Origin of the sequence: Streptomyces sp. NPDC058145, assembly GCF_042884245.1 — a bacterium.
Taxonomy (GTDB): domain Bacteria; phylum Actinomycetota; class Actinomycetes; order Streptomycetales; family Streptomycetaceae; genus Streptomyces.
In genome coordinates this window covers 18,971-34,181 of record NZ_JBHVUH010000002.1, presented here as the reverse complement: position 1 = coordinate 34,181, position 15,211 = coordinate 18,971, and the positions used below count along the sequence as shown (strand labels likewise).

Sequence of the window (15,211 nt, the reverse complement as noted above, 5' to 3'; positions counted from 1 at the left end):
GTGAACGTACGCGGAGAGGAGCACCGATGAGCGCGGCAGCCGACGTGGACGCCCTGCTGCGGCTGATGCCGCCCCCCGAGGACGGCGGCAGGACCGTCGACTGGGACCGGATGGCGCAGTCGTGGGGCCGGCCGTTCCCGCCCGACTACACGCGGTTCATGGAGGTGTACGGCGCCGGGGTCGTCCAGGACTACCTGGTGGTTCTCGCGCCGCAGCCGAAGGCACCGCTGCAGGAGGCGGGCTGGGACGGCATGGTCGAGGAGACGGGGAACGCCGAGGACACCTGGGCAGACGCGTACAAGACCCCGGAACTGGAGGGGACGTCGCCCCGTCTGATCGCCTGGGGGGCCGACTCCAGTGCCGACCTGATGTGCTGGGACGCCTCCGGGGAGGACCCGGCCGCCTGGCCCGTCCTGGTGTTCAACCGCGGCGAGATCCGGTTCACCCGCTACGACTGCGGGATGGCCGAGTTCCTCACCCGGGTGCTGAGGGGCGAGTTCCCCGAGTGCCCGCTGGGGGACCTCGGCCTGTGGGGACGAGGGGAGGCGGTCTTCAAGAAGCTCGGCTAGCCCGCGCGCCGGGCTGAGCCCGCCCCGGAAGCCACGCCGCCGGGCAACGGTACGTCCGTTGCCCGGCGGCGTGGCACGTTCCGCCGATGTGGTCGCCAGTCCGTGGTGGCGCCGGCGATACGGTCCGGGCGTTCCTCCCCGGCTGTCACGCTTGGTTACCATGCATGGGAAGGCAAACAACCGGTTAGGTCCTGACAAATGATGAGAGAGGTCAGCGCAACCCGCTACATCGAGCCCCTGCGCTCCGGCGGCTCCGTCCCCGGCATCGTCGAGGCGGATGACCTGGGCACCTACGTCGTGAAGTTCACCGGCTCGGCGCAGGGACACAAGGCGCTGGTCGCCGAGGTGATCGTCGGGGAACTCGCGCGGGCGCTGGGCCTGCGCTTCCCCGAACTGGTCCTCGTCCACTTCGACCCGGCGATCGCCGCCGACGAGCCCCACCAGGAGGTCCGGGAGCTGCACGGCGCCAGCGCGGGCGTCAACCTCGGCATGGACTGTCTGCCGGGCGCCGCCGACTTCACCCCGGAGATCGCCAAGTCCTTCGCCGTGGACCCGCTGGAGGCGGGCCGGATCGTCTGGCTGGACGCGCTGACCGTCAACGTGGACCGTACGGTGCACAGCTCCAACCTGATGGTGTGGCCCACCCTCGGCACCGTGCCGCCGCGCCTGTGGCTCATCGACCACGGCGCCGCCCTCGTCTTCCACCACCGCTGGGACACCACCACCCCGGGCAAGCGGTACGACTTCCGCCACCACGCCCTCGGCCACTACGGCCCCGACGTCCGGGCCGCCGACGCGGAACTGGCGCCCCGGGTGACCGAGGAGCTGCTGCGCGGGATCGTCGCCGAGGTGCCGGACGCCTGGCTGGCCGAGGACGCGGGCTTCGCGACCCCCGACGACGTCCGGGCCGCCTATGTCGACTATCTGCTGCGGCGGGTGCGGCTGTCGGCCGACTGGCTGCCGACCGACTTCCCGAGCCGGGCGGAACTGGCCGCCGAGGAGACCGCCCGCGCGGCGAGGACGCAGCAGGGCCGCCCGGACTGGCTCAAGCGGGTGCCCGACCTGCACGGCAGGCCGGGGGTGGAGCAGGACGGGGCGGTCCACTTCGGCTGACGGGTGGCCCGGGGGAGATCCCCGGAGCCACCCGGCCGGGGCCCGTGCCGGCCGGACGAGCCCCGGCGGCCCCCGTCGAGGTGCGGAGCCCGTCAGCCCTTCAGCCGCTCGTACGCCGGCAGGGTCAGGAAGTCGGCGTAGTCCTCGTCGAGGGACACCTGGAGCAGCAGGTCGTGCGCCTGCTGCCAGTGGCCGGCCGCGAAGGCCTCCTCGCCGGTCTCCGCACGGATGGCCGCCAGTTCCTCCGCGGCGATCTTGCGGGCCAGTTCCGGGGTGGCCTTCTCGCCGTTCTCGAACTCGACGCCCGCGTTGATCCACTGCCAGATCTGGGAGCGGGAGATCTCCGCGGTGGCCGCGTCCTCCATCAGGTTGAAGATGGCGACCGCGCCGAGCCCGCGCAGCCAGGCCTCGATGTAACGGATGCCGACCTGGACGGCGTTGACGAGACCGGGGTACGTCGGCTTCGCGTCCAGCGAGTCGACGGCGATCAGGTCGGCCGCCTCGACATGGACGTCCTCGCGCAGCCGGTCCTTCTGGTTCGGCCTGTCGCCGAGCACCCTGTCGAAGGACTCCATGGCGATCGGGACCAGGTCGGGGTGGGCGACCCAGGAGCCGTCGAAACCGTCGTTCGCCTCGCGGTCCTTGTCCGCCTTGACCTTCTCGAAGGCGACCTTGTTGACCTCCTCGTCGCGCCGCGACGGGATGAACGCCGCCATGCCGCCGATCGCGTGCGCGCCGCGCTTGTGGCAGGTGCGGACGAGGAGTTCGGTGTACGCCCGCATGAACGGCGCGGTCATCGTGACCGCGTTGCGGTCCGGCAGGACGAACTTCGGCCCGCCGTCCCGGAAGTTCTTCACGATGGAGAACAGGTAGTCCCAGCGGCCCGCGTTCAGTCCGGAGGCGTGGTCGCGGAGTTCGTAGAGGATCTCCTCCATCTCGTACGCCGCCGTGATCGTCTCGATCAGGACGGTGGCGCGGACGGTGCCCTGCGGGACGCCCACGTAGTCCTGCGCGAAGACGAACACGTCGTTCCACAGGCGGGCCTCGAGGTGCGACTCGGTCTTCGGCAGGTAGAAGTACGGGCCCTTGCCGAGGTCCAGCAGCCGCTGGGCGTTGTGGAAGAAGTACAGGCCGAAGTCGACCAGCGCGCCGGGCACCGGCCCGCCTTCGGCGTCGACGAGGTGGCGCTCGTTCAGGTGCCAGCCACGCGGGCGCATGACGACCGTGGCCAGTTCCTCGTCGGGGCGCAGGGCGTAGGACTTGCCGGACCCGGGGTCCGTGAAGTCGATGTTCCGGGTGTAGGCGTCGACCAGGTTGACCTGGCCGAGGACCACGTTCTCCCAGGTGGGTGCGGAGGCGTCCTCGAAGTCGGCGAGCCAGACCTTCGCGCCCGAGTTGAGCGCGTTGATGGTCATCTTCCGGTCGGTGGGACCGGTGATCTCCACGCGCCGGTCGTTCAGCGCGGCCGGGGCCGGGGCGACCTTCCAGGAGTCGTCCGCGCGGACGGCGGCCGTGTCCGGGAGGAAGTCCAGGGTCGAGGTGCGGGCGATCTCGGCGCGGCGCTCCGCGCGGCGGGCGAGGAGTTCGTCACGGCGCGGGGTGAACCGCCGGTGCAGCTCCGCCACGAAGGCGAGCGCCGCCTCGGTGAGGACCTCCTCCTGCCGGGGCAGGGGCTCGGCGTCGACGATGGCCAGCGGGGACGGCGCTGGTGCGGACATGAGCTGTCACTTCCTTCAGCGGTGGCACCGGGTGCCAAGCGGCACGAGATGGACGATCGGCGCCCGCTGCGGGACCGGGCGCTTCTGAACAGTGGATAGTAGTTTCCTCATCGTGGAACTTCAATGTTTTGTTGATGTCGAGAGTCTCCGCGTCGAGGCAAGGTGGCGCTCGGTGCCACCCCGTTCACTCAAGGTGGCTCAGGTCCGCCTCGGTGTCGATGTCGTAGGGCTCGGCCACATCCGCGCACTCCACCAGCCTGAGCGCCGCCGCGTGCTCCCGCAGGTAGGCGCGGGCCCCGCGGTCACCGGTGGCGGAGGCCGCGACGCCCGCCCAGTGCGCCGCGCCGAACAGCACCGGATGCCCGCGCACGCCGTCGTAGGCGGCCGAGACCAGCGAGTTCTCGTCCTCGTAGGCGCCCAGCACCCGGGCCATCGCGGCCGGTCCGATGCCCGGCTGATCGACCAGGCTCACCAGGGCCGCCGTCACCCCCGTACCGGCGAGTGAGCCGAGTCCGGCGCGCAGGGAGGAGCCCATGCCCTCGGCCCAGTCGGGGTTGCGGACCGTGACACAGCCGCTCAGGTCCGCCCGGTCCCGGACGTCGTCCGCCGCCGCGCCGAGGACCACATGGATCCGCCCGCACCCGGCCGCCCGCAGTACTCCGACCGCGTGTTCGACCAGGGGACGTCCCCGGTGTTCCAGCAGTGCCTTGGGCCGCCCGCCGAGCCGTCTGCCGCCGCCGGCGGCCAGCAGCAGCCCGGCGATCCTCTCCCCGTGTCCGTCCCGGTTGTCCGTCATGCGTCCTGCATACCCGACGCGGGCCGCGCCGGCCGGACCCCTTGGGCTGAATTTCGGTCCGCGTGGTGGCGCTCCCCGACGGCGTGGCGTTTACTGGCCCGCGCACGACGGCGTGTGAGGGGGAGGGCTGTGTCGCGGAGCTTGGAGCAGAGGCCGGTGACCGGCGGCGACGAGGACGTGAGAGTGGCGGGACTGCGGACCGCGGTGTCCCGGCTGCGCCGCGAACTCGCCGCGCATCCGGCGGATTTCCGAGACCGGGGGATAGCCGAGGACGAGCTGGCCGCACTCGCGGCGATGGCCGCCGGCGGCATCCCGGAGACCCCCCGGCTGCGCCGCTCCCTGTTACTGATCGCGGGCGCGATCGGCTCGGTCAGCGCGCTGGCGCGCGGTCTGACGGAGGTCCGGGAGGCGGTGGACCTGTTCGGGGAGCCGCCGGTGCGATGAGGATGGGGACGCATACGCCGCCGCCGGCCTCTGCGCGCGGCGGGTCGTTCCCGGTGGCCCTTCGGGGCCACCTGGGCCCCGCCGGGCTCCGCCAGGGCCTGTCGTCAAATTCCCGTCTGCCCCGCGACGCCTGGCACGCTCCCCCAGAGGGGGCACCCCCACTCGGCGCGCCGGGCGAAAGCCCAAGTACGTCCAGTACGAGGACTTCCGCCCGGCACGCCGAGAGCACGCACCAGACGCCGCAGGGCCGCCCTTCGGGCGACGACGGGAATTTGACGACAGGCCCTAGGCCCCCGAACTCGCCAGGGCCTCGGACAGCTCCACGGCGATTCCCTGCAGCACCGGCACGATCTTCTCGGTCGCGGCCTCGGTGACCCGGCCGGCCGGTCCGGAGATGGAGATCGCGGCCGCGGTGGGGGAGTCGGGCACGGACACCGCGAGGCACCGGACGCCGATCTCCTGCTCGCTGTCGTCCACCGCGTACCCCTGCCGGCGCACCTCCTCCAGCGCCGCCAGGAAACCGTCGGGCGTGGTGATGGTCTTCTCCGTCGCGGCCGGCATGCCGGTACGGGAGAGCAGGGCGCGGACCTCGTCGTCGGGGACGCCGGCCAGCAGGGCCTTGCCGACCCCGGTGGAGTGCGGCAGCACGCGGCGCCCCACCTCGGTGAACATCCGCATCGAGTGCTTCGACGGCACCTGCGCGACGTAGACGATCTCGTCGCCGTCCAGCAGGGCCATGTTCGCCGTCTCGCCGGTCTCCTCCACCAGCCGGGCGAGGTAGGGCCGCGCCCAGGTGCCGAGCAGCCGGGAGGCGGACTCGCCCAGCCGGATCAGCCGCGGGCCGAGCGCGTACCGGCGGTTCGGCTGCTGGCGTACATAGCCGCAGACCACCAGGGTGCGCATCAGCCGGTGGATGGTGGGCAGCGGCAGCCCGCTGGTCGCGGACAGCTCGCTCAGACCGACCTCGCCGCCCGCGTCCGCCATCCGCTCCAGCAGATCGAAGGCACGCTCCAGGGACTGGACCCCGCCGCCGGCGGAGGACTTGGCGGAGTCGGTGGTGCTGGCGCTGGACGTCGGCACGGCACGTTCCTTTCGGGACTGGCGGGGAGGGCAGAAGCCCACCCGGCGGCCGGTTGACTCCCTGCTTGTACGTAACTACGTTCTGCTCATCGGAATTCTAATTCCGCTTTGTGGAAACGTCCAGCCGCTGCCTCTGAGGCGCTGTTCAGAAGTGTGCCCCTTGACGGCGGGGGAGCGGGAGTGAAGACTCCTTCAACAGAACGTTGAAGTCCGTTACATGGGTGTAAATCCCGTTTCCTGGGCGTGAACGGCGGCAGAGAGAGGGGTCCGGGTGTCCGACGCTGAACTGGTGCTGCGCTCGACGCGCGTCATCACACCGGAGGGGACGCGGGCCGCCACGGTCACCGTGTCCGCCGGCACCATCACGGCCGTACTGCCGTACGACGCCGAAGTACCGGCCGCGGCACGCCTGGAGGACCTCGGCGACCACGTGCTGCTGCCGGGCCTGGTCGACACCCACGTGCACGTCAACGACCCGGGCCGCACCGAGTGGGAGGGCTTCTGGACGGCGACGCGCGCGGCGGCGGCCGGCGGCATCACCACGCTCGTCGACATGCCCCTCAACTCCCTCCCGCCGACCACCACGGTCGCGAACCTGCGGGTCAAGCAGGAGGTCGCGGCCGACAAGGCGCACATCGACGTCGGCTTCTGGGGCGGCGCCCTGCCCGGCAACGTGACGGACCTGCGACCGCTGCACGACGCCGGTGTCTTCGGCTTCAAGGCATTTCTCTCCCCGTCCGGCGTCGACGAGTTCCCGCACCTCGACCAGGAGCAACTCGCCCGCTCCCTGGCCGAGATCGCCGGCTTCGGCGGCCTGCTGATCGTGCACGCCGAGGACCCGCACCGGCTGGCCGCCGCCCCGCAGCACGGCGGCCCCCGGTACGCCGACTTCCTCGCCTCCCGCCCGCGCGGCGCCGAGGACTCGGCCGTAGCCACCCTCATAGCGCAGGCGAAACGCCTCGACGCGCGCGTGCACGTGCTGCACCTCTCCTCCAGCGACGCGCTCCCGCTGATCGCCGCCGCCCGCGCCGAGGGCGTGCGCCTCACGGTGGAGACCTGCCCGCACTACCTCACCCTGACCGCGGAGGAAGTCCCGGACGGCGCCAGCGAGTTCAAATGCTGCCCGCCCATCCGCGAGGCCGCCAACCAGGACCTGCTCTGGCAGGCCCTCGCCGACGGCACCATCGACTGCGTCGTCACCGACCACTCGCCCTCCACCGCCGACCTGAAGACGGCCGACTTCGCCACCGCGTGGGGCGGCATCTCCGGCCTCCAGCTCAGCCTGCCGGCCGTGTGGACCGAGGCCCGCCGGCGCGGCCACGGCCTGGAGGACGTCGTCCGCTGGATGTCCACCCGGACGGCCGCCCTGGCCGGCCTGACCCGCAAGGGCGCCATCGAGGCCGGCCGCGACGCCGACTTCGCCGTGCTCGCCCCCGACGAGACCTTCACCGTCGACCCGGCCGGCCTGCAGCACCGCAACCGGGTCACCGCCTACGCCGGCCGCACCCTGTACGGCGTGGTGAAGTCCACCTGGCTGCGCGGCGAACGCATCGCCGCCGACGGCGAGTTCACCGAACCGAAGGGCCGACTGCTGACCCGTACCCCCTGAACCCCGGACCCCGCGACCGCGGCGGCCGACCACCGAAAGGAAACCCTGATCACAGTGACGGCGATTGCGAGCTTCACCGGCGACGCGAACCCCTACGGAGGAGGCGACCCCTACGCGGACTACCGCACCGCGGACTTCCCCTTCACCCAGTACGCCAACCTCGCCGACCGGCGGCTCGGCGCCGGTGTCATCGCCGCCAACGACGAGTTCTTCGCCCAGCGGGAGAACCTGCTGGTGCCCGAGCGGGCCGAGTTCGACCCCGAGCACTTCGGGCACAAGGGCAAGATCATGGACGGCTGGGAGACCCGACGCCGGCGCGGCGCCTCCGCCGGACACCCCTGGCCGACGGACGAGGACCACGACTGGGCGCTGGTCCGGCTCGGCGCGCCCGGCTTGATCCGCGGGATCGTGGTCGACACCGCCCACTTCCGCGGCAACTACCCGCAGGCCGTCTCGGTGGAGGGCACGTCGGTACCCGGCTCCCCGTCCCCGGAGCGACTGCTGGGCGACGACGTGAAGTGGACGACGCTCGTCCCGCGCACCCAGGTCGGCGGCCACGCGGCCAACGGCTTCGCGGTCTCCGCCGAGCAGCGCTTCACGCACCTGCGGGTCAACCAGCACCCCGACGGCGGCATCGCGCGCCTGCGGGTGTACGGCGAGGTCGTCCCGGACCCGCGGTGGCTCGAGGCGCTCGGCACCTTCGACGTGGTCGCGCTGGAGAACGGCGGCCGGGTCGAGGACGCCTCCGACCTCTTCTACTCCCCGGCCACCAACACCATCCAGCCCGGCCGCTCCCGCAAGATGGACGACGGCTGGGAGACGCGCCGCCGCCGCGACCGGGGCAACGACTGGATCCGCTACCGGCTGGCCGCCCAGGCGCGGATCCGCGCCGTCGAGATCGACACGGCGTACCTGAAGGGCAACAGCGCCGGCTGGGCGTCGGTGTCCGTCAGGGACGGCGAGGACGGCGACTGGCGGGAGATCCTGCCCCGCACGCGCCTCCAGCCGGACACCGACCACCGCTTCGTCCTGCCGGAGCCGGCCGTCGGCACCCACGCGCGCGTGGACATCTACCCCGACGGCGGCATCTCCCGCCTCCGCGTCTTCGGCACCCCGACCGAGGAGGGCGCCACCGCCCTCGCCGCCCGCCACCAGGAGCTCGGCGGCTGACCGGGCGCCACCCGTACCCGGCGCCACGCGCGCGTACCCAGCGGCATGCGCGCGTACCCAGCGGCACGCGCCGCGCGGCGGTGGCAGGCCCAGCGGCCCGCGCGCGTAGGCGCACCGGAGGGACCGCACCGGTGCGCCCCACGGACCGCCTCAGGCCGCGTGCCCGCCGTCCACGGAGAACTCCGCGCCGGTGACATAGGCCGCGTCCGGACCCGCCAGATGGGCCACCGTCGCCGCCACCTCGTCGGCCGTCCCGAAGCGGCCCAGCGCGGTCATCGCCGCCTGCGCCGCCGCGTACGGACCGTCCGCCGGGTTCATGTCCGTGTCCGTCGGACCCGGATGGACGATGTTGGCGGTGATCCGGCGCCCGCCCAGCTCCCGGGCCAGCGCCCTGGTCAGCCCCACCAGGGCAGACTTGCTCATCGCGTACAGCGTCCCGCCGGGCCCCGGTACCCGCTGCGTCATGCACGTGCCGACGGTGACGATGCGCCCGCCGTCCGCCATCAGCGCGGCGGCCGCCTGCGATGCCAGGAACACCCCGCGCACGTTCACCGCGAGCACCCGGTCGACGTCCTGCGGGGTCAGCGTGTCCAGCGGGCCCAGCAGACCCACGCCCACGTTGTTCACCAGCACGTCGAGACCGCCGTACGCCTCGGCCGCCCGGCGCACCGCGCCCGCCGCCTCCCGCGGGTCGGCGGAGTCCGCGCGCAGCGCCACCGCCCGCCGCCCCAGCGCCTCCACGGCCCGCACCACGCCGTCCGCCGCCTCCTTGCCGTTCACATAGGTCACCGCCACATCCGCACCCGCGCGCGCGAGCCGCAGCGCGACCGCCGCCCCGATGCCCCGGCTGCCGCCGGTCACCAGGGCCACCTTGCCGTCGAGAGATCCGTTCGTCGTCGTCATGCGTCCATCCCAGCCGCCACGAGCACCGTTCACCGGCGGCGTACGGACATCGATCTCGTCACACCCGGAACTCTTCGCTCCACCTCTCGCGTTCTCCCCGCGTGACCCTTCAGCAAGAGATCGTCGGCAACGCCATGCAGATGGCGGTCGTCAACCTGCGCCCCGGCCAGACCGTGTACTGCGAAGCGGGGAAGTTCCTGTTCAAGACGACGAACGTGACCATGGAGACCCGTCTGTCCGGCCCGTCGGGCAACGGCGACCGGCAGCAGAACGGCTCCGGCGGCATGGGCGGCATGCTGCGCCAGGCCATGGGCACCGCCATGCAGGTCGGCCAGCGCATGCTGGCCGGTGAGTCACTGGCGTTCCAGTACTTCACCTCCCAGGGCGGTGAGGGCACCGTCGGCTTCGCGGGCGTGCTGCCCGGCGAGATGCGCGCCCTGGAGCTGGACGGCACGCGCGCGTGGTTCGCCGAGAAGGACGCCTTCGTGGCCGCCGAGGCCGGCGTCGACTTCGGCATCGCCTTCCAGGGCGGCCGCACCGGCATGAGCGGCGGCGAGGGCTTCGTCCTGGAGAAGTTCACCGGGCACGGCACGGTGATCATCGCCGGCGCGGGCAACTTCATCGACCTGAACCCGGCGGACTTCGGCGGCCGCATCGAGGTCGACACCGGCTGCGTCGTCGCCTTCGAGGAGGGCATCCAGTACGGCGTCCAGCGCGTCGGCGGACTGAACCGGCAGGGCATCATGAACGCCGTCTTCGGCGGCGAGGGCCTGTCCCTGGCCACCCTGGAGGGCAACGGCCGGGTGATCCTGCAGTCCCTCACCATCGAGAGCCTCGCCAACGCCCTGAAGAAGGCCCAGGGCGGCGACAAGCAGGGCCCGACCGGCGGACTGTTCTCGACCCACGCCGGCTGAACCGATGAGTTCCGGGTGCGGGCGGGGTCCGACCTGATGACAGCAGATCCCGCACCCGGAAGAAGGCACCCGTCATGGGCAAGCTCGTCTCCACCATCTTCGTCAGCCTCGACGGCGTGTACCAGGCGCCCGGCGGCCCCCAGGAGGACACCAGCGGCGGCTTCGACCAGGGCGGCTGGAGCTTCCCGTACGGCGACGACGACTTCGGCCGCTTCGTCACCGAGGTCTTCGACCGCACCGGAGCCTTCCTGCTCGGCCGCCGCACCTACGAGATCTTCGCCTCCTACTGGCCGAAGATGACCGACCCCGCCGACCCGATCGCGGGCAGGCTCAACGCCCTGCCCAAATACGTCGTCTCCTCCACCCTCCAGGCACCCGAGTGGTCCGGCACCACCGTCGTCTCCGGCGACCTGGCCAAGGAGGTGGCCGTCCTCAAGGAGCGCACCGAAGGCGAACTCCAGATCCACGGCAGCGGCGCCCTGGTCCGCTCCCTGGTGGACCTGCGGCTGGTCGACACCCTTCACCTGCTGACCTTCCCGGTCGTCCTCGGCGCCGGCCGCCGGCTGTTCACGGAGGGCGCCGTCCCCGCCCGCTTCGGGCACACGGGAGGCCGCGTCACCGCCTCGGGCGTCTCCATCCAGAGCTACGACCTGCTGGGCAGTCCCGAGTACGGGTCGTTCTGACCGCTCGAGGACACGGAGGGCACCCCGGCGGCAAAGGCCTGGCCCGAAGATCGTCCCCGCCGGTACGGTGATCGCGCCCCGTGCGAGCCGCCGACGTCTGCGCACCCCCCAGGGCCTGTCCGACGATTCCCGCCTGCCCCGCGACGCCTGGTGCGTGGCCCGCCCTCCGGGCGGACGACGGCAACTGTCAGAGGCCCTCGAAAGACCGGGAGAGCCGCCCCGATGTCGTCGATCGCCGTACCCGGCGCCCTCGCGCCCCGCCGCACCTGGCACACCGACCTGCCGGTACTGCTCGTCGCGGTGTGCTGGGGCGCCAGCTACCTCGCCGCGAAGGACATCACCACCGCCCGCACGGTGCTCGCCGTCCTGGTGCTGCGGTTCGCGCTGGTGCTGCCCGTGCTCGGGGCCGTCGGACTGCGCTCCCTGCGCGCCCTGACCGGCGCGCAGTGGCGCGGCGCGGCCCTGTTGGGGCTGATCCTCAGCGGCGTCTTCCTGCTCGAGACATACGGGGTCGTGCACACCTCGGCGACCAACGCCGGCCTGATCATCAGCCTCACCATGATCTTCACCCCGCTCGCCGAGGCCGCGGTCACCCGCACCCGGCCCACCGCCGCCTTCCTCGGCGCCGCGGCCCTGTCGGTGCTCGGCGTCGTACTCCTCACCCAGGGCGGCGGCTTCACCCGGCCGTCGGCGGGCGACTTGCTGATGCTGCTCGCCGCGCTCGTCCGCACCCTGCACGTCCTCGTCATGTCCCGGCTCCGCTCCGTCCGCGGCGCGGGCGCCCTTCCGCTCACGACCGTCCAGCTCGGCACCGCGGTCGCCGTGTTCGCCGCCCTGTCGGCCGGGGCCGGCGGCCCGGCACCGTGGGCGGCCGCGGCCGGCTTCGGCGGGCGTGAGTGGACCGGCCTGCTCTTCCTCTCGGCCCTGTGCACACTGTTCGCGTTCTTCGTGCAGATGTGGGCGGTCCGCCGCACCTCACCGTCCCGGGTCAGCCTGCTGCTGGGCACCGAGCCGCTGTGGGCCGCGGCGGCCGGCATCGCCCTCGGCGGGGAACGGCTCGGGACGCCCGGTGTCGTCGGTGGCGTACTGGTGCTCGGCGGGACCGCCTGGGGCCGCCGAGCGGCGGACTGACGTCCCGCGCGGCGCCCGTCGTCGCCCTCGGCCTTCGGGAGCGGCACCCCGTCGTTCCCGAACAGGTTGGTCGGGTGCGGAAGTTGCCGGTCGCCGGTCGATCTGGAAACGTCGGCCGTCCAGTGGCGCCATCCCCTCATTGGGCGCGGGGAATCGGGGGTTTCCCGGAGGATCGACGGGGTTCCAGGGTGTATGGAAAGACGAGCAGTGACAGCGCGGCACGCGTTCCCTCGATCGGGACGACGGTGACGGAGCCGGACCCGGACCGGGCGCTCGCGTTCCTGCGGGAGCGGCTGGCCGCGGGCCGTACGGGTCCGGGCCGGCTGATCCTGGTCAGCGGGGGAGTCGCGAGCGGCAGGACCCGGCTGCTGGACGAGTTCCTCGACGGCGCCGTCCGGGAGGGCGTGCGGGCGCTGAGCGCCACGGCAGCGGCGGACGAGCGGACCCTCGCGGGTGGCGTCATCGACCAGCTGCTCGCCGGCCCGGACCTGCCCCCGGCCGCCGCCGAGGAGGCCGCGCACATCATGGCGGCCTGCGCGGACACCGGACGCGGCGGCGCCGCCGGCGGACCCGGGACGGCGCCCCCGGCGCTCACGAACGCGGTGTGGCGGCTCGCCAAGGTGCTCCTGGAAGAGGCACGGCAACGCCCGACGGCCCTGGTCGTCGACGATGTGCACCTCGCGGACAGCGCCTCCCTGCTGCTGCTCCAGCACCTCCAGCGCAGACTCCGCCCGACGCGGCTGACCATGGTGCTGAGCCTCCGGGACACCACGCGTCCGGAGGACCGCGACACACGGCTCGCCTGCCGCACGGGATTCACCCGTCACCCGCACCACCACCTCCGGCTCGCCCCGCTGTCCGAGCGGTCCGTGCGCGACCTGCTCGACGGACGCGCCGGCGACGGCGTCCCGGCCCGGATCCACCATCTCGCGGCGGGCAACCCACTGCTGGTCGACGCCCTGATCGACGACTACCTCACCATCGGTGACATCGGTGCCGCTCCGGCGGCCGGCAGCGCGTTCACCCGCGCCCTGGCCTCCTACCTCGACCGCTGGGACCTGCCCCTGACCGAGGTGGCCGGTGTCCTCGCGGTCCACGGCGGCAGGGTGCCCGCCGCGCTCCTCGCCGCCCTCGTCGGCATCGAGCCGGGCGTGGCCGAGGAGGCCCTCGACGCGCTGACCCGCTCCGGGCTGCTGACCGACGGCCGGTTCCGGCACGCGGTGATCGAGTCGGCGGTCCTCGCGGGGCTGGCGCCCGAGGCCCGTACCGCCGCCCAACTGCGCGCGGCCGAAGCCAAGTTCCGGCAGACCGCACCGGCGAGGGAGGTGGCGGCCCACCTCGTCGCCGCCGGCTCGGCCCCGGCGCGCTGGACGGTGCCCGTGCTGCGCGGGGCAGCCGAGCAGGCCGTCGCGGAGAACGACCCGGACTTCGCCGTACAAAGCCTCGAACTGGCCCTCACCGCCGCGGACACAACCACCGGCAAGCGGCACCTGCTGGCCGAACTGGCCCATCACACGTGGCGCATGGCACCCTCGGCGAGCAGGCGGTACCTGGAAGCGCTGCGGGAACTCCCGGCCGACGGCACCGTGCCGACTGCCCGGGGCGAAGCGGCCGCCACCGCGCGCCAGGCCCTGTGGGAGGGCGACGAGACGGCCTGGCGGCGGAGCCGGCGGACCCTGGCCGCCATGGCACCCGACCCCCGGACCGGGACCGGCCTCCACCTCGCCCACACCTGGTGGTTCGGGCCTCTCGAGGACGGCCCACCCGCCGCGGCGGAGTCCACCATGCCGGCCGAGTCGGCCGTCCTCGCCGCCGACGACCCGTGGCGGCTCACCGCCACGGCGCTGTCGGGCAGCTGGGCCCGGCCCGGTGACCCCGCGTCGGTCGACGCCGCCGAACGCCTCCTGCGCAGTTGCCGGCTCGCCGACGACACCCTCGAAGCCCTGATGACCGCGGTGCTGGCGCTGGTCCACGCCGGCCGGACGCAGGACGCCGAGACCTGGTGGCGCTCCCTCAAGGCCGATGCCGACCGGCGTGGCGCGGTGACCTGGCAGGCGGTGCTCACCGGCATGTGGTCCTCGGCGGTGCTCCGCAGCGGTGACGTCTCCTACGCGGCCGATCTGGCCCGGCACGCGCTCAGCCTGCTCCCTCCCGAGGACTGGGGGGCGGCGATCTGTGACCCGCTCGGCACGCTGCTGCTCGCGTGGACGGAGGCCGAGGAGTACGAGCGAGCCGCCGATCTGCTGACGCACGAGCTGCCGGACGGTGTGCTGCGGACCCTGCCCGGCATCCGGTTCCTCAGGGCCCGCGGGCAGTACCTCCTGGCCACCGGTCAACTGCTGGCCGCGGTGCATGACTTCACCGAGTGCGGCCGGCTGCTCGCGGCCCGCGGCACCGACCTGCCGGCCGTGGCGCCCTGGCGGGCCGATCTGGCGGCGGCCCACCTCGCGCTCGGCGATCCGGCCGCCGCCCGGCGGCTCGCGGCCGGGCAACTGGCGCTGGCCGCCGAGACGGACGGCTGCACCCGCGGCCTGGCCCTGCGGGTGCTGGCGCTCGCCGGGGAACCGGGAGAGCGGCGCGGAACACTGCGGCAGGCGGCTGGGAAGTTCACCGAGTGCGGTCACCGCTGGGAGGCGTACCGGACGTCACGCATGCTGGACCGGTTGCCCCAGCGGCGCGTCGCCGTGCCGGCACCCCGGATGCCGGGGCCGGACCGGGGGGCGATGTCCCGCAGCGTGGCGTCGGTTTCGGTGCTGCCCCGCCTGTCGGCGACCGCGCGCACCGAACCGGAGGCCGGCGGCGCGGACGCGCTCAGCACGGCGGAGCTGCGCGTCGCCGAACTCGCCGCGCTGGGCAGGACGAACCTGGAGATCAGCGGCAGCCTGTCCATCACGGTCAGCACCGTCGAACAGCATCTGACCCGCGTCTACCGGAAACTGGGCATCAGGGGCCGCTCCCAACTGGCCGCGCACCTCGCCGCCGAAGACTGAACCCGGCTACGAATACGCGAAGTCGAGCGGTCGGCGGAAGCCGCGACGCAAGGGCCGTACACGGACGAGCGGCCGGTCCTCGAGGGACCGG

At 73.1% G+C, this 15,211-nt stretch carries 13 protein-coding genes; 9 read left to right on the top strand and 4 right to left on the bottom strand.

Annotation, left to right across the window (positions count from 1 at the left end):
* Nucleotides 1-26: 26 nt before the first annotated feature.
* Both ACFVVO_RS04400 and ACFVVO_RS04395 read left to right on the top strand, forming a co-directional pair.
* Nucleotides 27-569: an SMI1/KNR4 family protein gene (locus ACFVVO_RS04400; RefSeq protein WP_390051646.1), complete on the top strand. Its 543-nt coding sequence runs from the start codon at nt 27-29 to the stop codon at nt 567-569.
* Between the two features lie 198 nt (nt 570-767).
* A complete protein-coding gene (locus tag ACFVVO_RS04395) occupies nt 768-1,682 on the top strand; it encodes a HipA family kinase (RefSeq protein WP_390051645.1) in 915 nt (304 codons plus the stop codon).
* A gap of 92 nt (nt 1,683-1,774) precedes the next feature.
* On the opposite strand, the gene aceB is transcribed toward ACFVVO_RS04395, so the two are convergent.
* Both aceB and ACFVVO_RS04385 read right to left on the bottom strand, forming a co-directional pair.
* Nucleotides 1,775-3,400 carry a malate synthase A gene (aceB, locus tag ACFVVO_RS04390; protein ID WP_390051643.1) on the bottom strand — a complete coding sequence of 542 codons (1,626 nt, stop codon included), beginning with the start codon at nt 3,398-3,400 and terminating at the stop codon, nt 1,775-1,777.
* A 184-nt stretch (nt 3,401-3,584) separates the two neighbouring features.
* The gene (locus tag ACFVVO_RS04385; protein ID WP_390051641.1) at nt 3,585-4,196 is read right to left on the bottom strand and encodes an NTP transferase domain-containing protein; all 612 of its coding nucleotides are present in this window, start codon (nt 4,194-4,196) and stop codon (nt 3,585-3,587) included.
* 129 nt (nt 4,197-4,325) lie between these two features.
* On the opposite strand from ACFVVO_RS04385, the gene ACFVVO_RS04380 reads away from it, so the two are divergent.
* The gene (locus tag ACFVVO_RS04380) at nt 4,326-4,640 is read left to right on the top strand and encodes a DUF5955 family protein (protein ID WP_390051639.1); all 315 of its coding nucleotides are present in this window, start codon (nt 4,326-4,328) and stop codon (nt 4,638-4,640) included.
* Nucleotides 4,641-4,925: 285 nt separating this feature from the next.
* Here the strand turns inward: ACFVVO_RS04380 and ACFVVO_RS04375 are convergent, their stop codons facing one another.
* On the bottom strand, nt 4,926-5,720 hold the full coding sequence (locus ACFVVO_RS04375) for an IclR family transcriptional regulator (protein WP_390051637.1): 795 nt from the start codon (nt 5,718-5,720) through the stop codon (nt 4,926-4,928).
* Nucleotides 5,721-5,991: 271 nt separating this feature from the next.
* Here ACFVVO_RS04375 and allB point away from each other — a divergent pair, with 271 nt between their 5' ends.
* Together allB and alc are read left to right on the top strand one after the other, a co-directional pair.
* On the top strand, nt 5,992-7,329 hold the full coding sequence (allB, locus tag ACFVVO_RS04370) for an allantoinase AllB (protein WP_390051635.1): 1,338 nt from the start codon (nt 5,992-5,994) through the stop codon (nt 7,327-7,329).
* Nucleotides 7,330-7,383: 54 nt separating this feature from the next.
* Nucleotides 7,384-8,499, top strand: coding sequence for an allantoicase (gene alc, locus ACFVVO_RS04365; protein WP_390051633.1), 1,116 nt, complete (start codon nt 7,384-7,386; stop codon nt 8,497-8,499).
* A 150-nt stretch (nt 8,500-8,649) separates the two neighbouring features.
* On the opposite strand, the gene ACFVVO_RS04360 is transcribed toward alc, so the two are convergent.
* Entirely contained in the window at nt 8,650-9,402 is a 753-nt protein-coding gene (locus ACFVVO_RS04360; RefSeq protein ID WP_390051631.1) for an SDR family NAD(P)-dependent oxidoreductase, read from the bottom strand.
* A gap of 101 nt (nt 9,403-9,503) precedes the next feature.
* On the opposite strand from ACFVVO_RS04360, the gene ACFVVO_RS04355 reads away from it, so the two are divergent.
* The 4 genes from ACFVVO_RS04355 (at nt 9,504) to ACFVVO_RS04340 (ending at nt 15,120) form a co-directional block, all read left to right on the top strand.
* A complete protein-coding gene (locus ACFVVO_RS04355) occupies nt 9,504-10,316 on the top strand; it encodes an AIM24 family protein (RefSeq protein ID WP_390051629.1) in 813 nt (270 codons plus the stop codon).
* A gap of 74 nt (nt 10,317-10,390) precedes the next feature.
* Complete coding sequence (locus ACFVVO_RS04350; RefSeq protein ID WP_390051627.1) at nt 10,391-10,999, top strand: dihydrofolate reductase family protein; 609 nt, start codon at nt 10,391-10,393, stop codon at nt 10,997-10,999.
* Nucleotides 11,000-11,221: 222 nt separating this feature from the next.
* Complete coding sequence (locus tag ACFVVO_RS04345) at nt 11,222-12,130, top strand: DMT family transporter (RefSeq protein WP_390051625.1); 909 nt, start codon at nt 11,222-11,224, stop codon at nt 12,128-12,130.
* Nucleotides 12,131-12,375: 245 nt separating this feature from the next.
* Nucleotides 12,376-15,120, top strand: coding sequence for an AAA family ATPase (locus ACFVVO_RS04340; RefSeq protein WP_390051623.1), 2,745 nt, complete (start codon nt 12,376-12,378; stop codon nt 15,118-15,120).
* Nucleotides 15,121-15,211: the final 91 nt, after the last annotated feature.